Source organism: Sneathiella aquimaris, assembly GCF_026409565.1.
In the GTDB taxonomy this organism is placed as follows: domain Bacteria; phylum Pseudomonadota; class Alphaproteobacteria; order Sneathiellales; family Sneathiellaceae; genus Sneathiella; species Sneathiella aquimaris.
Genome location: NZ_CP112881.1, coordinates 863,517 through 887,549, shown reverse-complemented (window position 1 = coordinate 887,549; position 24,033 = coordinate 863,517). Strand labels below are relative to the sequence as shown.

Genomic DNA, 24,033 nt, shown 5'->3' with positions numbered 1-24,033 from the left:
TGCTCAATGAGTATAAGGCGGGTTCCGGGTTCGCTTTTGCAAAATCACCCGGAAAAAGACCCGATACCCGGCCCATTGTAAATGCGAAAAAGCGAAGGGCCACCGGCCGGAACTTCTGGACACAAAAGACCCGGCAGACTTACTTTCAGGGTTGAAGTAAAAGCGCCCCAAAGCCAGCAACAAAATGGGTTTTGGAGTCGTCGAGGATGCTGTTGATGTGCGTTCAAAGCAATAAAAAGGCCCGGTCGTAAAACCGGGCCTTTTTGTCATTTCAATCTATGGCTCACATCACCCCGGTGATAAACCACGCAACCGTTCTGAACGTCTGCGGAGTAATTCAAGTGTTGTCAGCATCATCACCGAAAGCACAACCAAAATTGTTGCCACGGCAAGAATAGTGGGGCTGATTTGCTCGCGCAGGCCTGTAAACATTTGCCAAGGCAACGTTTTCTGGCCCGCAGAACCCACAAACAGCACGACCACAACTTCGTCAAAGGACGTAATGAAAGCGAACAATCCTCCAGACACGACACCGGGTAAAATCAAAGGCATTTGTACCCGAAAAAACGTTGTGACAGGATTGGCGCCAAGATTGGCCGCGGCGCGTGTCAAACTGCGATCAAAGCCCACAAGGGTGGCAGTCACGGTAATTATCACAAATGGAATACCGAGTGCCGCATGAGCCAGAACAACGCCAAAATAGGTACCCTGCAAACCAACACGGCTATAGAAGAAGTACATGCCGGCTGCAGAAATAATCAGTGGCATAATCATCGGCGAAATCATGATCGCCATAATCGCGCGTCGGAACGGTACGAACGGCTGACTTAATCCAATTGCGGCCAATGTCCCAAGGGACACCGACAACAAGGTCGCAACCGGCGCAATAGCGAAACTGTTTTTAATCGCTCCCTGCCAGTCTGAATTCGTGAAAAAGTCTTCATAATGCTTCAATGAGTAGCCCGCAGGATCAAAATTCAACATTTCAGGCGTGAATGTAAAAAAGTTCTCTGCATTAAAACTCAAGGGCATCACAACAATAATCGGTGTGATCAGGAACAGAAAGATCGCCCAGCAGATAACCACAAAAGAATGATGCCAGATAACCTGCCCCGGTGTAGCATAAGAAGGCAACCTGCGGCGATAGTCGCCAGTTCCAACCCAAAATACAAACCAGGTGAACACCCAACCGAAAATTCCTCCCAATAAGGCGCCCGATATCTCGGCCTGCAGATAACCAGCAACAAGGCCAACAACCACGGTGACCAGTTGAGCAATGCGCCGTGTTTTGAGCACTTTGATGATCAGGACAGACACGATAGCGCCAAGAATGACGCCCCCCGCAATCCCGATCAACGGGATTTCCTGGGTCATACCAAACAGCAAACCAAACAGACCTGCAAAAAAGGCACCTGCGCCGGCAATCTGCTGGATAGAGGCAATAATCGGTTTTACTTTCTTTTTTGACATATTTTCAGCCCCCCAACTTCACGTTATCAATGCCAACAATTCGGTCATACACCCAGTAGAGCAACAGAACGACCAGCAGCAATATTGTTCCCAATGCAGCGGCCAGGCCCCAGTTGAGCGAACTAGAGATATGATAGGCAATCCGGTTCGAAATGAACGTACCGGACGTGCCGCCGACGATTTCAGGGGTAATGTAGTAACCAATGGACAGAATAAAGACGAGAATGGATCCAGCCCCAATTCCAGGAACAGATAAAGGAAAATATATTCGCCAGAAAGCCGTCCAGTTCGTCGCACCCATTGACTTGGCGGCACGCGTATAGGTTTCCGGGATTGTACGCATCACTGAATAAAGTGGCAAAACCATAAAGGGTAGCAGGATGTGGGTCATTGCGACGATCGTACCGAACTGGTTATTAATCAACACAAGGCGTCCCGCCTCGTCAATAATATTAAGCCAAACAAGCGTATCGTTAATCACCCCTTGCTGTTGCAGCATTACCTTCCAGGCGGACGTCCTCACAAGCAGGGAGGTCCAGAATGGCAGCAGGACCATAATCATCAGAAGGTTGGCTTCTCGCATGGGCCGATTGGACATAAGCCAAGCGATCGGATAACCCAGCAAAATGGCGCAGCCGGTAATCACAAGCGACATAAACAGCGTCCTTAGGAAAAGAGTTCCATAAAGGCGCTCATTTTCCGGACGGACTGAATATCCGTCAAAATCCTTTTTAAGATCAACGGCTGTCAAGAAGTAACCTTCAGTATAAGGCGGAGAATAAACGCGGAGTGTTTTCCAGACGTCTTCACTCGCCCATTCTTTATCGAACTTGAGGAACGCTTCTTTAAAATCAACGGTTTTGAAATCTGCAGCCGCCGCGGCGCTTTTCTGAATGAGCGCATTTGAAGATACTCCCTCTAAACGCACGAGGTCGTTATAAAGAGCGACAAAAACAAAATCTGCGAGGGCCTCTTTTTGAGGATCATCCCCATCTTCAATCACGTATTTGCGCCAGGAAGAATAGGCCCACATGGATTGCGGTAATTCTTCTTTTGCATCTTTAGAATCTGCCAGCATCTGCCATGTTTTTACATCTGTCCAACTGGGATCAACAGCGGCAAATTGATCTGGATAGATTTCAACATTGAGGCGGCGAACCCGTCTGCCGGATTTACGAAACAGCGAGGAAACCCCTGTTTGTTCGTAATTCAGGCGGCTCCCAAGCCGCGTATGTTCTTTGTTTTTGACCGCAACGAAGAGATCCACATAGAGGGCGGAGAATGTTTTTTCGCCCGGCACAATCGGCGCAGACGCAGCATCCGCGTTCAACAGATTGACCGTTTGCGGAAGCGTTTCACTCACGATTTCATTTTCGACGGAGCGAAATAACATATCTGCGATCGGCGCGATAAACGTGATCAGGATGAAAGCAAGCAGGGGCGAAATCAGCATTAAAGCTCTGAATTTTTGTAGCCGCAAAGAGCGCTGCAAACTCCGCTTCAAAGGTGTCCCGTCTGCCGCCAACACAGGACCAGTTTCGATCGTATCACTCATTCTTTAGTCGCCAGTTCAGTGTTCATTGAATTTGGCCAGAACTTTCGTCTGGTAAATGAAAAGAAGCGGGTATTTAACCCGCTTCTTCAAAGCCCTACTTGGCTAACCAAGCCTGGAATTTCGCGTCGATGTCGTCGCGATAATCTGCCCAGAATTCATAGTTATACAAGAATGTATTCTTGGCATTGGCTGGATCAGTTGGCATATGTGGACCCATATCAATTCCTAGGCTGGCATGCTTGCCAACCAGCGGGGCTGATGATTTACGGGCTGGACCATAAGAAATATATTTTGCCTGGTCCGCAAGACGCTGCGTATCCGTTGCAAATTTCAAATAGTCCATCACGCGGGCTTTACGCTCGTCGCTCAGACCAGCTGGAACAATCCAACCGTCAAGATCAAACACCTGGGCGTCCCAAAGCATGGCAACCGGCTGTTTCTGTTCTTCAATAACAGAGAATAGACGACCATTATAAGTAGAGCCCATTACAATTTCACCGTCAGCCAGAAGCTGAGGCGTGTCAGCGCCAGCTGACCACCAGATCACGTCGTCTTTGATGGTACCCAACTTGGCAAGAGCCTGCTCTTGTCCGGCTGGCGTTGCCAGAACTTCATAAACCTTGTCTTTAGCGACACCGTCACACAAAAGAGCCCATTCCATGTTGTTGATTGGACGCTTTTCAAGGGACCGTTTACCAGGCCAGGTTTTAGTATCAAAGATCGCGCAAACACTTGTTGGCTTCTTGTCGCCGACAAGATCTGTACGATACCCGAAAGCTGTGGAGTAAACGATCTGCGGAATAAAGCACTGTGATACGATCAAATCGCCAAAATCTTTACTGGCAGGGGATCCATCAGGGGCTTTTGCAAGAACCTTATCGTGATCGATTTCTTCGGCAAGACCCTCATCGCACAAGCGAATGGCGTCAGACGCAACAACGTCGACCAGATCCCAGGTTACATTACCGGCTTCATCCATAGCACGGAGTTTTGCAACCGCTTCGGCAGAACTTTCATCATTGATGATCTTAATGCCGGTTTTTTCCATATAAGGCTCGTGATAGGCCTTCAACTGAGATGTGGAATATGCGCCGCCCCAAGACACAATTGTCATCTCATTAGACATATCCGCAGCCGTAGCTCCAGTTGCTCCCACAGCCGCAAATACTATTGCAGTGGACAGCTTTGTAAACAATTTCATACTAATCTCCTCTGTCATGTCCCGTTCATATAAATGAGATTTGCTGCAGGGTATGGGACCACCCTATCCTTCAGATAGTCATTGCTAATCTGTTGCAGCAGGTCGTTTCAGTAAACTTAGGCGTCAAGCGCCCGACAGTCTTCTGCCAACCACCCTATCTCAATCTGTTGTCCCGGCTGAAACCGGGTTTGATTTACTGCATTTCTGGTTTTCACAATAAAGTCTTCATTTCCAGCGACCCGTAAACGGGTCCGGAATATGTCGCCCATATAGATAAATTCGAGCACTTCTGCTTTCAGTGTATGCACTTCATCGCCAAGCCGCTCGCGGTCAAACTCAACCCGCTCGGGACGGATGGAGACCTTGGTTCGTTCTCCAACCTTACTGATATTAACCGGGGTCGTATCGATCAACTCGCCATTGTCGAGCCGAACAAGTGCCTGCCCGCCGCTGATTTTCTCAACAACGCCTTCCAGGGTATTATTCTCGCCAATAAACTGTGCAACGAAACTGTTTTCAGGCTGCTCATAAAGCCGATCTGGCGGCGCCAGCTGCTGAATGCGGCCATCATCGAACACAGCAACCCGATCAGACATGGTCAACGCTTCGGTCTGGTCATGTGTCACATAGACAACTGTAATATCAAGATCATCGGCAATTCGTTTAATTTCAAACTGCATATGCTCTCGCAACTGCTTGTCCAACGCGCCCAACGGCTCGTCCATCAGAACCAGAGTTGGATCGAACACCAAGGCACGGGCAAGTGCAATACGTTGTTGCTGACCGCCTGATAATTGAGCGATGCGACGCGAGCCGAACTCACCCATTTGAACCATCTCCAGGGCGCGCTTAACCTTTGCTTCACGCTCAGACCTGCCCAGCTTTCGAATTTCAAGTGGAAAGGCGAGGTTTTCATTCACCGTCATATGAGGGAAAAGAGCATAGTTCTGAAAAACCATGCCAATCCCTCTTTTGTGGGGCGGGATATTGTTAATGCCCTGCCCATCAAGACGGATATCTCCATGCGTGGCGGTCTCAAATCCTGCTAACATCATAAGACAGGTTGTCTTTCCTGACCCTGATGGTCCTAACATTGTTAAGAATTCGCCTTTTGGCATGGAAAGATTCAGATCTTTGACGACCAGGGTCTCGCCGTCATAACTTTTCTGCACGCGTTCGAATTCAACGAACGCCTGCTCCTCCGCTGTATTAGCCAAACTGGCCCCCTCTGTTCTGTAACAAATATTCGTTCGGGCTTTTTGCAAACCCGTCTCCCAATTAGTTTGATTAAAACAAAATTCAACCAACAAAACAACAGCTGCTGTAAAAAATTTATTATCCACAGCCAATATACCGACCTGCAAATTCTACAGAGACTCATGATGTTATAGATTTTTACTTCAAAAACCGGACAACCTTATTACCAGGTACTGTAAATTAACGTATTATACATAATTAATCTTTGAAATATTTATTTTTTTACTTTGAGATCTACCGTTTTTTAACAAAACCCCCTAACTGAAACGAAATTATTACCGAAATTGTCAAGTATTCATCTCTCGCTCATCTTATTAATAAGCTTAATATGGGTAGGTTGGGCGATACTGGCTTTTCCCATTGTTTATCGTTAGGCTGACCATGGTCTTGTGGAAAAGTAGGGGAAACTATGCGGATCAATACCAATCCATACCGTCAGAAAGGGTTGCCCGATCAGCCCAATTTTGAACCAGGCGACATTGTGGTCAATCCTGAAGCGGCGGTCAGTCTCATGAGTTTGTGTCCCGCTGCTCATACGACCCCTACGGTATCTTCGTTAAAAATCGCGGAACAAATTGGAATCGCCGGCTTATATGTCAAAGATGAAAGAGGCCGCATGGGACTGGGCAGCTTCAAAGCATTAGGCGCGGCCTTTGCCATTGCCAAGCAGGCAGCCCCCTATCTGGAATCCAATCCAGGCAGCGCGCCAGAGAACGCACTGAGAGACAAAACATTTGTCTGTGCCAGCGCAGGAAACCATGGCCTTTCCATGGCCGCAGGTGCCCGTATTTTCGGAGCAACGGCGGTTGTCTATCTTTCGCAAACGGTGCCGGAAAGCTTTGCCGAAAAGTTAAGAGGAAAAGGGGCAACCGTTGTACGGGAGGGTCCTGACTACGAGGCCAGCATGGTTGCTGCCCGGCGGGCAGCAGACCTTGAAGGATGGCAACTTCTTTCAGACAGCAGTTGGCCGGGATATTCTGAGCCAGCCCGCGACGTCATGGAAGGGTACCTGATCATTGGATCAGAAATGGAACGCCAGATTCCTGCCCCCCCGACCCATGTTTTTCTGCAGGCTGGCGTTGGTGGCTTGGCGGCTGGCGTCACCGCAATGTGCCGTCATCTCTGGCAGGAAGGTCCAAAAATTATTATTGTTGAGCCTGAAGACGCGCCCTGCCTGATCGACAGCATTGAGGCGGGCAAGCCAATTCGGGCACAAGGGGCTGTCTCCAATATGGGGCGGTTGGATTGTAAAGAGCCATCCCATCTTGCATTGCGGTATTTGGCCCGGGAAGCCGATTACTTTATGACAATCAGTGATAAAGAAGCCAAAGCTACTTGTCGGTGGCTCGCCGAGCAGGACCTCGCCTCTACCCCTTCAGGCGTTGCGGGCATCGCCGGCTTAAAAACGCTTTGCGAGTCTTCTCACACTATTGACGGACTTGATCAAACAGCGATTGCCCTTGCAATCCTTTCTGAAGAGGCCACACCCGATGCAACTTGAGCCGGGCATTATCGACTTCGAAACAGCTGAATTCGAGAACAGGCTTCTAAAAGTACAGGCGGCGATGCGCGCGGCTAAAATAGACGCTCTGTTTTTCACGAGCGAGGCCGAAATGCGTTACTTTACAGGCTTTCGAACCTTGTTTTGGCAAAGCCCTACGCGGCCCTGGTACCTGATCATTCCGCTGAACGGGAAACCAATTGCAGTCATTCCAGAAATCGGGGCGGCTTTAATGGAAAATACTTGGGTTGAGGATATCCGTACCTGGTCAAGCCCGCATGCTCAGGATGATGGGCTTTCCCTTATTTGTGACGGGCTTAAATCATTTGGTACCATTGGAATGCTTATGGGGCGGGAAAGCGCTCTTCGAATGCCCATAAACGACTTCGGCATGTTAAAAAACATGCTTCCTCACTCAAAATTTGTCGATGCAACTCCTCTTGTACAAAAGCTCAGGATGGTAAAATCAACGGCAGAGATAGAACTTATCCAGAAAATTTGTAGCATTGCGTCTTCTAGCTTCGAAAATGCCGCCAATCTATTTCATGTAGGGATGCCGCTGGAGGATGTTTTTCGCGCCTTTAAAATTGATTTATTGCGCAACGGTGCCGACGATGTTCCGTATCTGGTTGGTGGCGCGGGTACAGGGGGATATGCCGATGTTATCTCACCTCCTAGCCAGACCCCTTTAAAAGAGGGCGATATCCTGATGCTGGATACCGGCGCGACCCTCAAGGGCTATTTTTGCGATTTTGACAGAAACTACGCGTTTGGCCATGCTTCAGACACCGCTAAACATGCCTATGAAATCCTGATTGCAGCGACCCGCGCGGCGTTCGACGCGGCTCGTCCCGGATTACGCTGCAGTGATCTTTATAAGATTATAAAAAATACCATCCAGCAGGAAAACAACGATGTTGGCCGGTTTGGGCATGGTTTGGGTATGCAATTGACGGAGGCCCCGTCCCTTATTCATTTCGATGACACGCTTCTCGAAGAAAATATGGTCATCACCCTTGAGCCCAGCATGAGCGTTGGTGAAGGCCGGATTATGGTTCATGAGGAAAACATTCTCATTCAGGACGGCCCGCCCCGTTATCTGTCACGGCCTGCGCCAGAATGTCTGCCGATAGTTTCGGGATAGAACAGAAAGGGTATTGGATGAAGCTGCCATATGACATTGATGATCGCACGGACAAAAAAACAGCTCTCGGCCTGATTGTCCTTCAGGCCGATGAAACCATTGAAAATGAAATCCGGACGGTCCTTGATAACAATGCCGTGGGCCTGCTCCATAGCCGGATACCAAGCGGCGCAGACCTCACCCCTGAAACACTTATGCAAATGAAGGCGGACCTTCCAGCTGCCGCTGCGCTATTGCCAAAAAGCGCACGGTTCGATGTTATTGCTTATGCCTGCACATCCGGCGCCACCTATATCGGATCCGAGACAGTCAAAACACTCGTTCAAGACATTCACCCAACGGCACAGGTAACGGACCCTATGCGTGCCGTACTGGCTGCCTGTAAAGCGCTCAGGGTAAAACGGATTGGATTTATAACCCCGTATATCGAAGAAGTTTCAGGCGCTATGCGGACGTTACTGGAAAAGAGCGGATTGGAAATCTCCGCTTTCGGCTCTTTCTCAGAAGAACAGGAAGCCATTGTCGCCCGGATTAGCCACCGTTCCGTTCTCAAGGCCCTCATTGATCTTAGCACGCAAAACGATGTAGACGGCCTCTTTGTTTCCTGTACGAACCTCAACAGTTTTTCAATTATCGAAGAAGCCGAGCGAAGAACAGGCAAGCCAGTCATCAGCAGCAATCAAGCTCTCTATTGGCATATGCTCACCCTGGCAGGCCTTCAGACGAGCGGGAAAGGCCCGGGTCGTCTGTTTCACCAGTAGATCTTGTATATCAGGCTGAAAAAACCAGTATAGACCTTGCAAAGAACCTGTGACCGAGTGTGCTTCGTTCTTAACACAATTCCCAATAATATTGACATAAGGACCCCCTGCTCATCAGGCGCTTTCAATTGTCTGATCGTCCTTTACTGGTGGGGTGGTCTCTGAAGGCGACCCTTGACTTTCAAAGAAAATTCTTGCTTGCTCAATCGGAAGAAAAACAAGGGTAATTCTTGTCCCCTCACCCAATCGACTATCCAGTTGCAATTCTCCACCTTGCAATTCCATCAGGACTTTCGCGATTGATAACCCCAACCCCAAACCATCATGCGCCATCAAGTGGCTTTGACGGATTTGTCCGAATTTCTGAAGCGCGATCTGGATATCCTTTTGGGCCATTCCAATACCGGTATCAGTGATCTCAATTGAAACAGCTCCATCAGAGGCGGTTCTTACCGAAGCCGAAATTCTCCCCTCTGCATCCGTAAATTTAATCGCGTTATCCAAAAGATTTAAAATTATCTGCTGTACCCGGATCAGATCAACAAATAGAGGCGGTGTATTCTGGGGAATGCTCGTATGGAACGTGATATTTTTAGCCGTAAATTTCTCCATCTCCATCTGAAAACAGTCTTCCAGCAGTTGAGCAATATTGACCTGTTCTGGAGAAATTTGCAGCTTCCCGGTTTCAATCCGTACGACATCCAGCATATCCGTGACCAACCGTAACAGATGATGACCTGAGCGATGAATGTGGCCCGCGTAATCCTTATACTGGGCATTCATGGGACCCAGGATGCCCTTAACCATCATCTCGGAAAATCCATTGATTGCATTCAGTGGCGTTCTTAATTCATGGCTCATATTGGATAAAAAGCTGTTTTTTGCTTCGTTGGCATCAATCAACTTTTCCAGCGCAGCCTGCAATTCTTCTTCTTTCGCTTTTTGACTGGACAGATTGGCAGCAAGGGTTACCCGGCCACCGTCTGGAGTTCGGGCTTCCCGGTACAGGTACCAACCACTGTTGCGCTCCACTTCAAACGCTTCGGCTGGTCGGCTATGCTGTTTCATCCGCTGGCGAATATAGGCTTCTTCCCGACCGATAGCATCGGGCAGATCACCTGAATAGGCGTCCGCTCGTACCAGCTCTAAAAATGGCCGCCCTGGAGTCAATATCTCCTGTGCATTGACAGATAGATGTTGCCTGTAAGCATCATTCCAAACCACGACATGATCGCGATTGTCGAAAATTGCCACAGCCTCACTCAATGACCGGATTGCCTCTGCAAGCTGTTCGTTTCGTGTGATGCTACCATTGACCCTCAACGCCAAAATAACGGCATAGAAAAACAGAAGAAGAAGAATCCCGTAAGGCCCCAGATATGTTGTGTTTAAATAGCCGTTCGCATGTAAAATATCGTGGACACCGAACACGATCAAGGTCGTCACGCCGAATACAATCAGCCAGCTTCCAGAGATCCTTTGCTTCAAGACATGGAGAATTTCAATAAAGCAGGCGACGGAAACAACGAAAAGGTGAAAAGCGAGTATATAAATTATCTCGAAGGGTATCCCCCCAAGCCAGAAAATAACGAATAAGGAAATAAAAACTGATTGGTAAAGGATGTAACAGGAAACGGCAAAGCTAAACCGTCTTGGGCTGAAATGATGAATAAATTCATAGGTAAATGCAATCAGAAAGACGGCACTGACATACGACAATCTCTCTGTCACCAAATATGGAATGGACGGAAACAGTTCCACCAACGTCGATGTCACCGTCATCATGTAAACAGCCGAAAAGAAAGACATCACGTAGAGAACAAAATAAATCCGCTCTCGAAAGCGCCCCAAATGAAGAACCATCAGGAACGCTCCCAAACAAAACAGCGCTCCCGACAAAAAGAGATCCCGAGATACCTCACCCAAATGGGTTAAATGCTGTATTTTTTCCGGCCCTAAAGAGAAAGAACTGAAAAACCCGCCGCCAGAATAACCGATATGGTTTGAGACATGAACGACGATATCAAGTGTCCCAGCCGCGCCCTTTAAAGCACCGACGTCCCGAACAACCAACGCGGTCTCGGTATCTGCTGTTTTACCCGGAATACCGGACTGCATCCATTGTTGACCATCAACATAAAGGCGATAGGCGGATTGAACCCGCTTTAAGTAGATCGCCAGATCTACAGGTTTATCAGGCAATAGAACTTTCAGGCTATATGTTGCATAGCCATATTTTCCAAGAATTTCACCGTGACTGTCCAAACCCAGCCAAACACCCGGAACAGAATGATAAATTGGGGTGGCCTTTGTTGTGCTGATTTCGGCGGGATCGATAAATTCCTCCCAGTAAAAGGCCCATTCCCCTGCAAGCTCCAGTCGACCTTCATCCTGAAAATTCCAATTGCGCAAGTCCAGCACACCTTTAATGGCGACCGGCTTATCAGGTTGCTCCTCAGCAATAACACTGAATTGGAAACCAAATAATAGGACCACAACCAACCAAAGGCTTGTCGCTTGGCGCCAGAACAGAAACATAGAACCCCATCAACCAAATACTTGCTGCTTTAACCAACCATGCTAATAAAGCGTTTAACAATTTATTAAAATTGTCTTTTTTAGCGGTTAAATCCTGAGAATTTGGGCTTTTTTACAAGTCGGATGCTTTACTTGTTCATTGTACATTATTGTTTGCGATCTATATGTTAGTTCTATTGTTTCGGAAAAGGGACAGGGATGGATTCTGTCACACAATTTGTTCTGGGCGCGAGTATCGGTGCGGCGTGCCTTGGAAAACGCCACGGGCTGCGTAAAGCCGTCTTAACGGGTGGATTGTTGGGAACCCTGCCTGACCTTGACGTCTTCTGGAACTATGGTGGCCCCCTCGAAAACTTTGTCTTTCATCGTTCTGCGACACACTCGCTGGTTCTTCAAACGATCATCACCCCCTTGCTGGCAGAAAGTCTTTGGCGGGTCTTCAAAAAACCATTGGACGGCAGATTTACCTTCTATCTTGTCATCTGGTTGTGCTTAATCACACACGCCCTTCTGGATGCAGTCACCATCTATGGCACACAGTTATTCTGGCCAATAACAAACCATCCTTTTGGCATTGGCTCTGTGTTTATCATCGACCCTTTATACACGTTACCATTACTGTTCGTTGTGGTTTGGGCGCTAATCCGTCCAACTTGGACAAAAGCCTATACAAAAGCCCTGACAGTTTCATTTTGCCTATCCACCCTGTATCTGGGCTGGTCGGTTTTCGCTCAGGACTGGATGAAAAACAGGGCCATCGAACATTTTGCCAGTCGCAATATTCCAACAGATCAGGTCTTGGTTCTTCCCCTACCCTTCTCTACTCTGGCCTGGAAGGCAATCGCCGTTCAAGGAGACACCTACACAAACTTGTACTTACCCCTCACAAAAACCGACGACGCCCCCATCTTCTACAGGCACAAAAGGTGGCCGAGAAACCTCACATGCGCACAATTGGGCGGCTATCCGGCTCACGAAATTCTTCGGGCTTTTACCAAGGGGTATTACAGCCTTACACAGGCAACAGATAACAAATTAGTGCAAGCAGACCTCAGAATGGGCCTAACCCCAAACTATGTTTTCCGTTTTCAATTACAAGACGGGGCCAACCCCAATGACGGTGTAAAAAACCTTGCAGAACGGGTCGCGTCCCGTCGTTCTCAAGACGGAGATCTACCTTGGCTGTTCAAAATGATGGCAGGGGAAATCACCCCTCGCCCCGCAGAAAACGCGAATATATTCCCTCAACATCAAATTGCGCAGACACAACCGCAATATAACTGCGCGAAAACAGGGTAAAACCGCCCCTAACCCTCCAAGTCAGGGCCCGGCATTGCGATCGACATTATCGGTTTCAGCGGATTTCATTTTATACCCGGTAACCAAAAAATCGATAAAAGCCCGAACCGAAGGCAAGAGACCACGGCGGGACGGGAAGGAATTATCCGGTGCACGTGCTTTTTTTACTGGAGGGTCAGGCGGCCTCGGTTCTGTTATCGCCGTCACTCTTGCAAAGGAATGTGTGGATATCGCGATTGGATATCGAAATGGCTTAGCCTGAGCCAAAAAAGTTAAAGCCGCCGTCGAAAAAACCGGACAGCAAGCAGTACTCGTCGAAATTGATCAAAGCGATCCAGTTTCCATTAAACAAGCTATCTTAAAGGTCTCAGAAATCTTCGATGGATGCGATTTGTTGGTCAATATTGCAGGGATGGCGGCCGGGGGACATCGCTTGCCCTACAGCGATCTTGCCGCAATGACTCCGGAAATTTGGGATGAAATGATGACGGTGAATGTACGAGGACCTTATCTTGTTTCTCGCGCCGCGGCGCCTTTTCTTCGCAAATCCAAATGGGGACGGATTGTGAATCCAGGGCCCACTATTGGGATCGGGCCGTGGGGTGCCGGCGCGCCATATGCCCCCAGCAAAGGCGCAATCGGGACACTAACACGTTATTTGGCGGCCGTGCTCGCCCCGGAAATCACCGTCAATTGTGTACCCCTGATCTAATGGAAGACACCATGATGAACGGCGGTGCACCGGAGAGCTTTGTCGAAGGATGGCGGACACGCGCAGTTTTGGACAAGACCACTTCTTTAGAAGATGTCGTCTCACACGTAGTGGCATTTTGTAAAAGTGAAACCGTCACGGGTCAGGTGTTGGTCACCGATGGCGGCATTCATTTCAATTGACCCATTCCTGGCGGCTTAGACCCGTTCCGGCATCTCAAAAAATACAGAACAGGGATCAGATGAGGCTCTCCTGAATCTCAGAAGACAGCCATTTAGTGAAGGCCTGGACGTTTTTATTGCGTTGATTATGGGGGGGCACAACAAGGTAATAGGTCAAACCTGCAATTTCGCCCGGCAAACCATCGCTGATATAAGGAACAAGCCATTGTTCTTTCACAGCATTTCTAACAAGTATAGAGCTCACCAGGGCAATGCCCTGACCCGCCAGTGCGGCTTGAATAACGTGATGCTCCTGATCAAACCGCCTTACAGTGAAGTTCCCATGTCTCTCTTCGCGCCCGTGCCGATTAATCAGCGCCTCCCAGGTAATGGACGGCAATGATCTGTTCATCCACTCAGTTTCAAGTAGCTGAGCATCCTTTAGGGTCACGACGTTATCCAGATAGGTTGGCGTCGCATACATGCCAAACTTTTCGGTAACGAGTTTTGAGGCATGGGGCGATGCAGGATCGTACTGCCCATAACTGATCGCAAGGTCAATGCGACGATCATGCATCACATCAACTTTTTGCTCTCCCGTTTGGATGGCAACCTCAATGCCTGGATTTTCTTCGTAAAACTTATGCAGGTTTGGCACCAGCCACATGGAAGCAAACGATGATGTTGTACTGATCGTCAGTATCTCTGCTGAACCGACGATATTGTTGACAGTTTCAGTGAGTTGCCGAAAGGCATTGAATGTCGTGTCCAGAAGGATTTCTCCGTCTCTGGTCAGCTTTACAGCACGGGTTTGGCGCTCAAACAATCGCGTTCCAAGCCCCTCTTCCAATGCCTTGATTTGGTGAGAGACAGCCGTTGGAGTCACATTCAATTCTTCAGCGGCCAATTTAAAGCTTTTAAGTCTTGCAGCCGCATCAAAGGTCCTAAGAACATTAAGAGATGGTAATTTCGGGTACATCAGTCAGCCCGCCATAGATTATTTATACTCATCTATAGATAAGAAATCACCATTCGTCAAACTTCCCTTCAGGTGCAATATAACTTTTAACAAATATCAGAACCCACGAAAGGATATCAGATGAAAACCCTTTTGCATATTGACTCTAGTGCGAGAAAAACAACCAACTCGACAGCTGCTTATAATTCTGTATCAAAATCAATCGCCGCCACTTTTTTGAAGAAATGGCGTATCTTGAACAATGAAGGTAAAATCATTCATCGGGATGTGGGCATCAACCCACCAGATTTTATCAGTCAAGACTGGATTGCCGCAGTTTTTACGCCAGATGACGCAAAAACTGACGCTCAAAAGGCCTTGCTTTCCCTATCGGATACCTTGATCAGTGAGTTGGAGCAGGCCGACATCATTGTCATGTCATCCTCCATGTACAATTACGGCATGCCAGCTGCTTTGAAGGCCTGGTTTGATCAGGTTATCCGCATCCACAAGACATTCACCTTTGACCTGGCGCGTGGGGACTTTCCATTAGAGCCTATTATGTCTGGAAAAATACTGGTTTTGATTACATCCAGTGGCGAGTTTGGTTTCGGGATTGGTGATATCCGCGAAAAAATGAACCATCTCGGCCCACATATACGGACACTCAGCCACTATTTGGGTGTTGAAACCGTCCATGAAATCAACGCTGAATATCAGGAATTTAACGACGACCGGCATTTGGAGTCCGTCAGAAACGCCCACAAGTCGGCAGAAGCGCTCGCTCTGGAACTGGCCAGCCGATAAGAGTGTGCCAATGAATAGTAAACGCCCCGGATTTCAGATCCGAGGCGTTTTCCTTGTTTAACAAGGCCGCCATCAATACCGGGTTACGGGGGCTGGGTTTAGCGTCATGTTGATTATTATCGTCCGGCGCACTTGCGTAAGCCTTAGATCAACAATCCTTGCCTGTTCCGACCGAGAAATAAAAGGTTATACGACAATTGATCCCAAACCAGTTAAATACAACATTGACCAATTCACCAAATAGAAAAAATGCATCAATAGAGTGATAGGTGACAGCGACATCTTGCATTGACGAACGCTGCGCCGTCAGTGTTTATGCAGACGCTAAAGAATTCCATGAACTTCAACGGTCGGCTGCCCGATGAATGTCTGAACGAGCATCCCTTTACCAGTTATCATCATACCCGCATTATTTACGAAAAATGGAGATCCGACTATAACCAGAACCGACCAAATTCGAGCCTGAATTGGCTCACGCCACTAGAATTTGTAAATCGATCCAATTTGGATCATATCAGGAATAGAACTAACGTATGAATGAGGATAAGGAGGGGAGCATGTCACTGCATCCTTTGTGATTTCACCGTTCTTTCCCTGCCAACGCGAAACCCCATCTAACTCCTGGAGTTAATCGTGTTTTAAATTTTTACGAGGGGAATATTTGAAACTACGACCCTAAGATTTATAACCTGATGAGCCAAAGTCTCTCTTATGTCAGACAGGCATCTGTCTCAAATACCATGACGATAAACATACCTGCATACCGAAACGCTAATCAGTATCCTTCAGCAGGAGTTCAATCATCAGTATGGCGTTTTCCATTGGTTCAGTTGAGCGATGTGTACGGCTCATGAGAGTTGCCCCTTCCAGAGTTGACAGAATAACATCTGACAGGAATTCAGCCCGCTTGTCCTCCACTCCTCTATCCCGAATGGCATTGGAAATCGTTGACTGCCACAAGCGAAAAGCATCTGAGCAAGCTTTTCGTACATCGTCAGACGAAGCCGCAACATCGGAAGCGATTGAAGCCACCGCGCAGCCGTATGTGTAGTTGCTCTTCTTCAAGCGTTTTATTTCAGATTTGAAGATAAGTTCAATTCCTGCCATCAGACTTTTTGAACTGCCAAGTGCAATTTTGAAGGCCTCGTTATCCTTTTCGGCAGCTAGTTTCACCGATTCCACACCCAATTGATCCTTACCATCAGGGAAGAAGTGATAGACAGATCCCCATGTCGCGCCAGCTTTACTAACAATTTGTTTTATGCCAGTACCCGAGAAGCCCTGCGAGCCAAAAAGATCAATACTTGCGTTCAAAAATTTATCTTTTGTTTTCATATGCTCAGAATTTATGTGGTTTGAGGTTTAAGTCTATTCTTACCACATTGTAGCGATCAATCTACTCAAGAGTTTATCTGGATCGTTCCACTGCCAACATGGGCAGGTTCCAACAAATTCTGCGAAAAACTTAGAATAACCATTTTTTACATCACTCACTGAACAGATGTAGTTAAAGTCAAAGATGCGAACCGTTGAAGAGGCATTCATGTGGTTTCCAGTGCAGCCGATGAAATCTCTGACTATCTTTAAAGCAATGCTTTTTGCCATGCTCTATAATTGAAACGGCTCGCCCCATGAATAGGTATCTTACTATTCATTTAGTATGCTCTCAACGCCAATAGTTGGGTAGACTTGTTCTGTCAACGCTCCAGACTTCATGTGGTCTTTCGCTATCCAACTCATAATCCGTTTCTTCAATATCGAACAGATCATGCCCCAGTTTTCTCGCAGAGCCTAGAGGATCCAACGGATCTTTGGAAACTTCGCCCCTGAGATTGCCAAACCCGGAAACGTGACCAACAAAAGGGCATCTTAGATGTCTGCACAATTCGTTGAATTGTGCAACAATTGGCATCCTGCACGCAAAATTACTCTCTTCTGCGCTAAGGAGTAACCCCATCTTTTTGCCAATAATATCCTGCTTGGCCTGAATTCCGCTTTTGTTACGTGCAGAGATTTCGCAAGAAATTCGATCGAGAAAATTCTTCATATGGCCTGACATGCCATACCACCATATAGGTGTGGCAAAAACAACGGCCTCAGCAGGTTGATAAAGAGAGCGAAAAATCTTGGAAAAATCGTCTTGCAGCCCACAATTACCTTCCTCATCGCGGCAATCGCCACAGTACCTCATCAATTGTAGAACGTAAGGACTTATCATTGTAATAACCGCATCGTGTTTGGCTTCCAGGGCGCCTTCATATAGAGATTGCGCTAAAAGGTGGGAATTCCCGTTCTCTCGAGGTGAAGTTGCAAGAATAAGAACTTTCTTTCCATCTCCCCTCCAAGACGGAAGGGTTTTCACATTCTGATCAAGCTCTTTCATTTAGTTTCCTTTCGAGGTAGGTCTGACCAAGCTTCCCAAGTGATCTCACGGCCGGGGAAAAGGATTGTTTTGAGGAATGGATAGGCATACGGCACCCAATTTTTAAGAAAATTGTATAACTCGTTATCCAAAAGCGCGTAGCTTTCCTCCTTCACCCAGAAAGTTACCTGGGCATCATGACCTTCTTTCATACTCGGCATAATATAAACACATCCGAATTCCTCCTGTTCATCATCACTGAATATTCCATATTCGACTCTATTGCCTAACGCCATTTCATATTCTGCGACTGCCAATAGAATAAGGGCTTTACGCAAAGTGATATTATGATTGGGAAAATCTGTGAACGGCCGGTTGACGGGCTGGATAAAAGCCCCTTCTTGAATGTAGTCAACGCACCCCATATAGCAGGTGAAGTCTTTAGTGACATCTTCCATGATCAAAGGTCTAATCACATATTTTTGTTTCCATTTGACTGTTGGAATGGAAAAATCTTTTGGTAAAAAACGCTTCTGCATCTAGTTAGTCTTTCTTTTGCATAACAAGCTCTTCAACATCTTCATCAAAAATATCAATTCTCAAATCTGTACATTTATCACCATTAATTGGGGCTAGATCCTGAGAGCAGGCTGTTACTACAAGAATTAAATCGGTCTCTGCTTTCAATAAAACCGAATTACCAGGAAGAGAGGCAGCAGGCCTGATCAGGAGATTGCCGTTTTGATCCGTTGGAGTATTCTGAAAAAAATTCACCGGGTCAGGAATGACAGGCGGATTCCAATGCAACCGTTTGGCGGCATGCCAGAAGTTGTCAAAACAGTTGGGGTGGTTTTCTGATCCCAACAACCGATTGTAAAGTGCCGGATCGCAGGACGGGTAAAACATGTCATGGTATCCGGGGGACGTATCCTTCAAAAACATCAGCAAATTTTCGTAATTTTGTGAACAGAATGATTGACCAATTTTCGGAAATAAACGGCCTGTTTTTGTTCTTGTATGACTTGTACTGATCCACTCGTTCTGACTATTGGCTTTACAGGCGAAAAGGTCAGCTACCTGAGCACCGTCAACATCAATGAGGTTCACGAGTTGACCTTTTTTTAAAAACGCTGAGCATCCGGATTTTGCTGCCAACTCAATTGTTTTGCTGGTTTCAGGACGCATTTGATACTCCTAGATTGGGTAGAGTCACAACATTTCCCGTGCAAATGTTGCCTGGCGTAGAAACTGTGGCGTAAACACTAAGTTTTTGACTGGCATGCTCCACCAATCTTCTCATGATGACGGTATCTTTCGGTATTTCTGGTTGTGATCGTGTGACCATCACACAACGGACCGTACGTGTTTCAATTTCAAATTTTGAAGACCCGATGATGAGAGAATTATTCAACCAGCCATCTTCAACAAAATCACAAAGGGCTTTATTATCCGACACTAGTATATTCGGTCGAAAACGGCGCCTGTCGAGGGAGGAGTCCGGGCAAAACGAGGCCAGTTTGAATAGAGAGGCTGTTGTTAGAATATTGATCGGATACGCATCGAAATAGGTTCCTCTTGGTGTAGAAAAACGCACAAACTCCCTGAGCAATTCTTTTGGAAAACCAGACATGTCTGGAAGCGGTTCCCCGTCTTCCAAGCCAAAGCTTCTTCGAAACTCTTTTAGAGACGAAGCTTTTGGCAGATCCTGAAGGCGATAGTGGTTGTCGTTATTTTCCGGCATGATGGGCCAAAGTGTTACGGCTCGGCCAAGCGCTTCAGAAATAAACTGATGCACGGAATCATCATCCGAACAAACTTTCTTTCCAGAAGGTAAAGTAATTTCGACATGGGCAACCTGATCACTAAACCTCCTCTCCAGACAACGTGCAGAAAAATGCATAAGATCACCAAAATGTTTGGCCCCACGAATCGTTTTTGTTTTCTCATCGCGAATAGCCCAAACTCGATCTTGATCGATCCCTTTCTCTGATACGGAAGCTTCATGAATTTGTTCACCGCCCATCGATTTCACGGGATAGCGCCAAATCTCGGACACTGTAAATTGAGGCATTTGTTTCTCTCCGCTTTCTTTAATGCGCGGTTTGGCTAAATAGATCTGGTGGCACCACCATCGACAGGGATCGTTACTCCGGTAATATAGCTGGACATGCCTGACACAAGGAAAAGCACCGTCGAGGCTATTTCCTCCATCTCAGCCGGGCGGCCAAGCGGCATTGAGGAAAGCAGAGCTTTTTCCGCTTGTTCAGGGCTGACCCCCATCATCGCACCGCTGCCGGCAACAAGTACTTCCCAGCGTTCTGTTCTTGTAAAGCCCGGACTAATGGCATTCACACGAACGCCGAAGGCAGCAACATCGTCTGCCAGGCTTTTTGTAAAATTCATTAATGCGCCGTCTCCTGCGCCGCCGATAAAAAACTTCGGAAGTGGCTGATGACCTGCCAAACCAATAATATTTACGATCCTGCCTTTGGTTTCTTTGAGATAGGGAAGAGCAGCCCGTGCAGCCCGAATATAACCAAAAGGCTTGACCTTGAATGCATCCTGCCATTCGTCATCCGTCTGGGTATCAAATCCACCAGGGGGTGATGAGCCAGCATTATTTATCAAGACATCAATTTTCTTGAAAGTTTCTGCTGTTTTAGCAGTCCAGTCTTCGATAAATTGCTGGTCGCCCATATCTCCTGCAATGGCGAGGCAATCAATTTTATACTTATCTCTAAGCCGGTCAGCGGTGCGCCCCAGCGTTTCCCCATCCCTTGCGGAAATCGAGAGGTTTACCCCTTGCGCGGCTAGAGAATGAGCTATTCGAGCGCCAATCCCCTTACTAGCGCCGGAAATCATGGCAGTTTGGCCTTCTAATTTGAGCTGCATTGTTGCTCTCCTGTAGTTTGAAATAATGCTTTGAGAATTTATTCAACGAGGTGCCAGGCTTTAACTGAGTCGTAGAAAAACTGCTCCTCTGCAATTCGGTCACCTTCCCATTTTTGAACGGCAACTTCTTCAAGCCTTCTTTGTTCATTTTTAGCGGTCGTAATCTCGAACACCCATTGAACAACGACAAGATCTCCATTGATCGCCATGTTTTTCGGAACGTGCGTCCTGATGGATCTAATTTTTTCCAGGGAATTTTTTTCATGAGAGATGAGAAGGTCGCGACCTTTCCTCGGAGGGTTCAAGTTCTCTTGCATAAACGCGTGTTCATGGTAAAAATTTTCGATCGCTTCCACATGTTTTCCATCTACAACGGTAGCAATAAACTCATTTACTCTTTCAATAGTTGGCATTTGCCTGCCCTTTCAGAGACCAAATAATATATAGATCGATCTATCTATTTAATGCGTAATAAAATCGTAAGCCCAAGACTTCAGAACAATACCTTTCTGTCGGACATGAGCAGCTTCCCACTCCATTTCTAGAAAGCAGCTTTTCAGATGTATTTTCTCTTCTTCAATTGGCAGTATTCTGGTTTCACCAAAGATAATGACTGCGCCTCCATGAAGCGCCCAATCTCTGATCAATAGCTAAAAACAGGTTTGATCCTTTTGCTCTTACATTGAAAATTCACAAATTAGATAGATCGATCTATTTATAATTGAAAAAAATCTAACTATCTGTCAAGTCTGAAATGAGTATCCGGCATTAGCGTTGTCCTCATTATCCGTATCTTCAGCTTATTTGTTGCAATTACTTTTTTCTCCAGTTGCCTGTCTAAGGCTCGGTTTTCGCCCCCCCCAATTCTCTTCTGGTAGTTCTGCCAAACGAGATCGTTGAAGTTTTTCTCCATGAGAAAAAAACTCAAGAAAGCTCATTAGAAGAGGCTTCCACTTGTCTGGATCAATTCGGTTTTCAAACGTTTCAGATAATATGTCTGTTCTTACGTGAACTTTTGTAACACGGACCTCAATTGCAATTGTTTCAATGAGCATTTTGGGATCATTAGCAGCAAACTCGTGACTGTTTACAAGAGTAGCTTCAAGTTGTATTGGGCATTCCTGAACCCGGGGAGCACCCACTGATACTGCTGGCTCAGGTGTCAGTTTTGCAATTTCAAATTTATTTGGTTTAAACTGATAGCCCATACGGTTTTTATGGACGGGGATTGGATTCGATCCTGTGAGGCGCGCTAGCCGATCCACATTGGAAACCTCATTAACAGAGGGCAAGTTCAAGACACACTCCTTTGTTCGAAGCAGATTCTCCACTGTCTTTGAACTGGCATCAAAACCCATCATACAACTCCAACCTAACCACCATGCGGATGACATTGGTGAAAGATTGGGCGTTTCATCTTCATTCATAGTACTGACAAGAACCACTGGCGTGCCAACATACAAAACCGCTGGCTCAATTTCTTGATGCATTTTTTTTCCTATTGTTTTTGTAAATATCCTCGAAGGATCACAATATTTGAAAAAATGCAATTGTCTAGATTGATCTATACAATTTGTTGACCCAGATTGTTCAAATGAACAAAATAGTTCAGATCGAAACCTTTTTTTGAGACGACATTTTTTTCTTATAAAGGCGGAAATCCCATGCCAGGCAATACGAACTTCATAGTTGTCATGTTTTCGTTATTTGGTTGATTTTTTACGTGATTGAAAAAACCATTGACATAACGAAGAGGATCCGCATCATTAAAAGAAGATCAATGAAACTGTTCGTCGAAGTTGTTTCTCACAGTATCTAATCTCGGAAAACCGAGGATACAGACGAACTGTCCATTCTATTTTTTATCAAAATCAGCTGCTAAAGGACAAAAAGTCTAGCGTTGATTTAGCCAGTTTGGGAATTAGTATCCATGGTTAAATCGGGCAATGATCATATTCGTTCTTTGGATGATGATCGATCTCTCTATATATACGGCAAGCAAGTTCAGGATATCGTAAGCGACCCTGCTTTTGCCGGAACAACAAAATCTTATGCCGCGTTGTATGATTATCAGTCTGATCCTGCAAACATAGATCGCATGACATTTGTTTCGCCAACAAGTGGCGAACAGGTGAACCGTCTTTGGCAACTACCAAAAAACTACCAGGAGTTGGTTTCTCGTCGGCGCGCGCTGTCAGAATGGGCCGAATTATCCTGTGGGATGCTCGGTCGATCACCGGATCATGTTGGATCAAGTCTTGCCGGAATGTATATGGGATTGGATGTCTTTGAAGAAGATAATCCGAAACGAGCTTCAGCCCTTCGCGACTACTATCATTTTGCGCGTGATAATGACCTCTTTCTTACATATGTGATCATCAATCCCCAGGCAGATCGCTCAAAAGCGACAAGCGATCAACCCGGTGAGGATCTGGTCGCTAGAGTCGTTGACGAGGACAATGAGGGCATCACTATCCGTGGTGCAAAGATGCTGGGTACGTCAGTTCCGTTTGCGAATGAGGTGCTGGTATCAGGCTTTATGGGTCTACAGCCGGGCGAAGAAGACTTTGCCTTCACTGCGGTCGTTCCAATTGGCGCGAAAGGGCTAAAGGTATTTTCCCGAAGGTCATATGAAGCAAATACTACTTCAACATTCGACAATCCTCTTTCCAGCCGTTTCGACGAAAATGATGCTGTTCTTTATTTTGAAGATGTAAAAATTCCGTGGGATCGCGTGTTTGTCTATAGAGACGTCAAAATGGCCCAGGCACAATGGCATCAAACTCGGGCACACGTTTTTCAGAATTATCAGTGTCAGATCCGTTTGTCTGTCAAACTCAAATTTCTTGTGGGGCTTACTCGCAAAATTGCAGAAACAAACGGTATTATCAATATTCCATCCGTTCGCGAAGACCTTGGGCTGCTTGCCTCTCAAGCGCGAATGATCGAAGGGTTGGTTCATGCGATGGAAGCTGATGGTGAGCGATACAAAGGATACTACGTTCCCAATCGATCAACGTTGGCAACTAGTCAGGTCATTGCACAAAATCTCTACCCGGAGATAGTAACTCTTATTCGTAAATTGGCCGGTGGTGGTTTGATTATGCTGCCCTCAGAAGCCGCTGATTTCCATCAACCAGAATTCCGAAGCGTCATTGAGAAAACTCAGCGCTCCTCGGTCACCGACTCATTGGATCGAGTAAAACTTTTCAACCTTGCGTGGGACGCCATCGGCAGCGAATTTGCCTCGCGGCATACGCAGTATGAAATGTTTTACTCTGGACCAAGTTTCGTCACACGGGGGCATTCCTATCGCCTTTACGATTGGGACGGATCCAAGCAAATGGTGGACGATCTAATGGCTAGCTATGACCTTCCCCCCAAAAATAGCCCCACTAAATAACAACAAATCTCA

General features: G+C 46.7%; 22 protein-coding genes and 1 pseudogene. 9 read left to right on the top strand and 14 right to left on the bottom strand.

Going from position 1 to position 24,033, the window contains the following annotated elements; all coding sequences use genetic code 11:
- Nucleotides 1-288: 288 nt before the first annotated feature.
- The 4 genes from OIR97_RS04090 to OIR97_RS04075 all read right to left on the bottom strand — a co-directional run bounded on the left by OIR97_RS04090 (nt 289) and on the right by OIR97_RS04075 (nt 5,443).
- Entirely contained in the window at nt 289-1,470 is a 1,182-nt protein-coding gene (locus OIR97_RS04090) for an ABC transporter permease (RefSeq protein WP_169546426.1), read from the bottom strand.
- Between the two features lie 4 nt (nt 1,471-1,474).
- A complete protein-coding gene (locus OIR97_RS04085) occupies nt 1,475-3,025 on the bottom strand; it encodes an ABC transporter permease (protein ID WP_169546427.1) in 1,551 nt (516 codons plus the stop codon).
- A 94-nt stretch (nt 3,026-3,119) separates the two neighbouring features.
- On the bottom strand, nt 3,120-4,226 hold the full coding sequence (locus OIR97_RS04080) for an extracellular solute-binding protein (protein WP_169546428.1): 1,107 nt from the start codon (nt 4,224-4,226) through the stop codon (nt 3,120-3,122).
- A 116-nt stretch (nt 4,227-4,342) separates the two neighbouring features.
- A complete protein-coding gene (locus OIR97_RS04075) occupies nt 4,343-5,443 on the bottom strand; it encodes an ABC transporter ATP-binding protein (RefSeq protein ID WP_169546429.1) in 1,101 nt (366 codons plus the stop codon).
- 449 nt (nt 5,444-5,892) lie between these two features.
- Between OIR97_RS04075 and OIR97_RS04070 the strand changes: the two genes are divergently transcribed.
- Genes OIR97_RS04070 through OIR97_RS04060 form a run of 3 tightly spaced genes read left to right on the top strand, consistent with a single transcriptional unit; the run spans nt 5,893 to nt 8,889 of the window.
- Nucleotides 5,893-6,984: a pyridoxal-phosphate dependent enzyme gene (locus OIR97_RS04070; protein WP_169546430.1), complete on the top strand. Its 1,092-nt coding sequence runs from the start codon at nt 5,893-5,895 to the stop codon at nt 6,982-6,984.
- Nucleotides 6,974-8,128, top strand: a complete 1,155-nt coding sequence (locus OIR97_RS04065; RefSeq protein ID WP_169546431.1) for a M24 family metallopeptidase — start codon at nt 6,974-6,976, stop codon at nt 8,126-8,128. The genes OIR97_RS04070 and OIR97_RS04065 overlap by 11 nt, the downstream gene beginning before the upstream one ends.
- A gap of 17 nt (nt 8,129-8,145) precedes the next feature.
- Nucleotides 8,146-8,889: a maleate cis-trans isomerase family protein gene (locus OIR97_RS04060; RefSeq protein ID WP_169546432.1), complete on the top strand. Its 744-nt coding sequence runs from the start codon at nt 8,146-8,148 to the stop codon at nt 8,887-8,889.
- 114 nt (nt 8,890-9,003) lie between these two features.
- Here OIR97_RS04060 and OIR97_RS04055 read toward each other — a convergent pair whose 3' ends face one another.
- On the bottom strand, nt 9,004-11,427 hold the full coding sequence (locus OIR97_RS04055; protein ID WP_169546433.1) for a sensor histidine kinase: 2,424 nt from the start codon (nt 11,425-11,427) through the stop codon (nt 9,004-9,006).
- 198 nt (nt 11,428-11,625) lie between these two features.
- Between OIR97_RS04055 and OIR97_RS04050 the strand changes: the two genes are divergently transcribed.
- The 3 genes from OIR97_RS04050 (at nt 11,626) to OIR97_RS04040 (ending at nt 13,620) form a co-directional block, all read left to right on the top strand.
- Nucleotides 11,626-12,726 (top strand): metal-dependent hydrolase, encoded by a 1,101-nt coding sequence (locus OIR97_RS04050; RefSeq protein WP_169546434.1) that lies wholly within the window; start codon nt 11,626-11,628, stop codon nt 12,724-12,726.
- Between the two features lie 319 nt (nt 12,727-13,045).
- Nucleotides 13,046-13,438: an SDR family NAD(P)-dependent oxidoreductase gene (locus tag OIR97_RS04045; RefSeq protein ID WP_407696673.1), complete on the top strand. Its 393-nt coding sequence runs from the start codon at nt 13,046-13,048 to the stop codon at nt 13,436-13,438.
- A gap of 11 nt (nt 13,439-13,449) precedes the next feature.
- Entirely contained in the window at nt 13,450-13,620 is a 171-nt protein-coding gene (locus tag OIR97_RS04040) for a hypothetical protein (RefSeq protein WP_169546435.1), read from the top strand.
- A 55-nt stretch (nt 13,621-13,675) separates the two neighbouring features.
- On the opposite strand, the gene OIR97_RS04035 is transcribed toward OIR97_RS04040, so the two are convergent.
- The gene (locus OIR97_RS04035) at nt 13,676-14,578 is read right to left on the bottom strand and encodes a LysR substrate-binding domain-containing protein (protein WP_169546436.1); all 903 of its coding nucleotides are present in this window, start codon (nt 14,576-14,578) and stop codon (nt 13,676-13,678) included.
- Nucleotides 14,579-14,698: 120 nt separating this feature from the next.
- Here OIR97_RS04035 and OIR97_RS04030 point away from each other — a divergent pair, with 120 nt between their 5' ends.
- Together OIR97_RS04030 and OIR97_RS04025 are read left to right on the top strand one after the other, a co-directional pair.
- Complete coding sequence (locus OIR97_RS04030; protein ID WP_169546437.1) at nt 14,699-15,364, top strand: FMN-dependent NADH-azoreductase; 666 nt, start codon at nt 14,699-14,701, stop codon at nt 15,362-15,364.
- A gap of 339 nt (nt 15,365-15,703) precedes the next feature.
- Nucleotides 15,704-15,901: pseudogene (locus OIR97_RS04025) on the top strand (integrase core domain-containing protein); the annotation flags it as partial.
- A gap of 234 nt (nt 15,902-16,135) precedes the next feature.
- Here OIR97_RS04025 and OIR97_RS04020 read toward each other — a convergent pair.
- The 8 genes from OIR97_RS04020 to OIR97_RS03985 form a co-directional block, all read right to left on the bottom strand.
- The gene (locus OIR97_RS04020) at nt 16,136-16,699 is read right to left on the bottom strand and encodes a TetR/AcrR family transcriptional regulator (RefSeq protein ID WP_169546439.1); all 564 of its coding nucleotides are present in this window, start codon (nt 16,697-16,699) and stop codon (nt 16,136-16,138) included.
- 331 nt (nt 16,700-17,030) lie between these two features.
- Nucleotides 17,031-17,747: a flavodoxin family protein gene (locus OIR97_RS04015; RefSeq protein ID WP_169546440.1), complete on the bottom strand. Its 717-nt coding sequence runs from the start codon at nt 17,745-17,747 to the stop codon at nt 17,031-17,033.
- A complete protein-coding gene (locus tag OIR97_RS04010) occupies nt 17,744-18,265 on the bottom strand; it encodes a hypothetical protein (protein ID WP_169546441.1) in 522 nt (173 codons plus the stop codon). The genes OIR97_RS04015 and OIR97_RS04010 overlap by 4 nt, the downstream gene beginning before the upstream one ends.
- Nucleotides 18,266-18,269: 4 nt before the next feature.
- Entirely contained in the window at nt 18,270-18,911 is a 642-nt protein-coding gene (locus OIR97_RS04005) for a DUF1989 domain-containing protein (RefSeq protein ID WP_169546442.1), read from the bottom strand.
- The gene (locus OIR97_RS04000) at nt 18,901-19,749 is read right to left on the bottom strand and encodes an MOSC domain-containing protein (RefSeq protein WP_246202099.1); all 849 of its coding nucleotides are present in this window, start codon (nt 19,747-19,749) and stop codon (nt 18,901-18,903) included. Before OIR97_RS04000 ends, OIR97_RS04005 begins: the two co-directional genes overlap by 11 nt.
- Nucleotides 19,750-19,832: 83 nt before the next feature.
- Nucleotides 19,833-20,618: an SDR family oxidoreductase gene (locus OIR97_RS03995; RefSeq protein ID WP_169546444.1), complete on the bottom strand. Its 786-nt coding sequence runs from the start codon at nt 20,616-20,618 to the stop codon at nt 19,833-19,835.
- Between the two features lie 38 nt (nt 20,619-20,656).
- A complete protein-coding gene (locus OIR97_RS03990) occupies nt 20,657-21,031 on the bottom strand; it encodes a nuclear transport factor 2 family protein (protein ID WP_169546445.1) in 375 nt (124 codons plus the stop codon).
- Between the two features lie 387 nt (nt 21,032-21,418).
- Nucleotides 21,419-22,108, bottom strand: a complete 690-nt coding sequence (locus OIR97_RS03985) for a flavin reductase family protein (RefSeq protein ID WP_169546446.1) — start codon at nt 22,106-22,108, stop codon at nt 21,419-21,421.
- A 440-nt stretch (nt 22,109-22,548) separates the two neighbouring features.
- Between OIR97_RS03985 and OIR97_RS03980 the strand changes: the two genes are divergently transcribed.
- A complete protein-coding gene (locus tag OIR97_RS03980; protein ID WP_169546447.1) occupies nt 22,549-24,021 on the top strand; it encodes a 4-hydroxyphenylacetate 3-hydroxylase family protein in 1,473 nt (490 codons plus the stop codon).
- Nucleotides 24,022-24,033 lie beyond the last annotated feature (12 nt).

Bases quoted from the DNA above. Each gene is read 5' to 3' on its own strand.
- OIR97_RS03985 (WP_169546446.1), bottom strand. From the start codon at position 22,108: ATGCATCAAGAAATTGAGCCAGCGGTTTTGTATGTTGGCACGCCAGTG.
- OIR97_RS04060 (WP_169546432.1), top strand. From the start codon at position 8,146: ATGAAGCTGCCATATGACATTGATGATCGCACGGACAAAAAAACAGCT.
- OIR97_RS04005 (WP_169546442.1), bottom strand. From the start codon at position 18,911: ATGCGTCCTGAAACCAGCAAAACAATTGAGTTGGCAGCAAAATCCGGA.
- OIR97_RS04020 (WP_169546439.1), bottom strand. From the start codon at position 16,699: ATGAAAACAAAAGATAAATTTTTGAACGCAAGTATTGATCTTTTTGGC.
- OIR97_RS04065 (WP_169546431.1), top strand. From the start codon at position 6,974: ATGCAACTTGAGCCGGGCATTATCGACTTCGAAACAGCTGAATTCGAG.
- OIR97_RS04055 (WP_169546433.1), bottom strand. From the start codon at position 11,427: ATGTTTCTGTTCTGGCGCCAAGCGACAAGCCTTTGGTTGGTTGTGGTC.
- OIR97_RS04015 (WP_169546440.1), bottom strand. From the start codon at position 17,747: ATGAAAGAGCTTGATCAGAATGTGAAAACCCTTCCGTCTTGGAGGGGA.
- OIR97_RS04035 (WP_169546436.1), bottom strand. From the start codon at position 14,578: ATGTACCCGAAATTACCATCTCTTAATGTTCTTAGGACCTTTGATGCG.
- OIR97_RS04085 (WP_169546427.1), bottom strand. From the start codon at position 3,025: ATGAGTGATACGATCGAAACTGGTCCTGTGTTGGCGGCAGACGGGACA.
- OIR97_RS04000 (WP_246202099.1), bottom strand. From the start codon at position 19,749: ATGGGCGGTGAACAAATTCATGAAGCTTCCGTATCAGAGAAAGGGATC.
- OIR97_RS03990 (WP_169546445.1), bottom strand. From the start codon at position 21,031: ATGCCAACTATTGAAAGAGTAAATGAGTTTATTGCTACCGTTGTAGAT.
- OIR97_RS04050 (WP_169546434.1), top strand. From the start codon at position 11,626: ATGGATTCTGTCACACAATTTGTTCTGGGCGCGAGTATCGGTGCGGCG.
- OIR97_RS03995 (WP_169546444.1), bottom strand. From the start codon at position 20,618: ATGCAGCTCAAATTAGAAGGCCAAACTGCCATGATTTCCGGCGCTAGT.
- OIR97_RS04040 (WP_169546435.1), top strand. From the start codon at position 13,450: ATGATGAACGGCGGTGCACCGGAGAGCTTTGTCGAAGGATGGCGGACA.
- OIR97_RS04080 (WP_169546428.1), bottom strand. From the start codon at position 4,226: ATGAAATTGTTTACAAAGCTGTCCACTGCAATAGTATTTGCGGCTGTG.
- OIR97_RS03980 (WP_169546447.1), top strand. From the start codon at position 22,549: ATGGTTAAATCGGGCAATGATCATATTCGTTCTTTGGATGATGATCGA.
- OIR97_RS04030 (WP_169546437.1), top strand. From the start codon at position 14,699: ATGAAAACCCTTTTGCATATTGACTCTAGTGCGAGAAAAACAACCAAC.
- OIR97_RS04090 (WP_169546426.1), bottom strand. From the start codon at position 1,470: ATGTCAAAAAAGAAAGTAAAACCGATTATTGCCTCTATCCAGCAGATT.
- OIR97_RS04070 (WP_169546430.1), top strand. From the start codon at position 5,893: ATGCGGATCAATACCAATCCATACCGTCAGAAAGGGTTGCCCGATCAG.
- OIR97_RS04010 (WP_169546441.1), bottom strand. From the start codon at position 18,265: ATGCAGAAGCGTTTTTTACCAAAAGATTTTTCCATTCCAACAGTCAAA.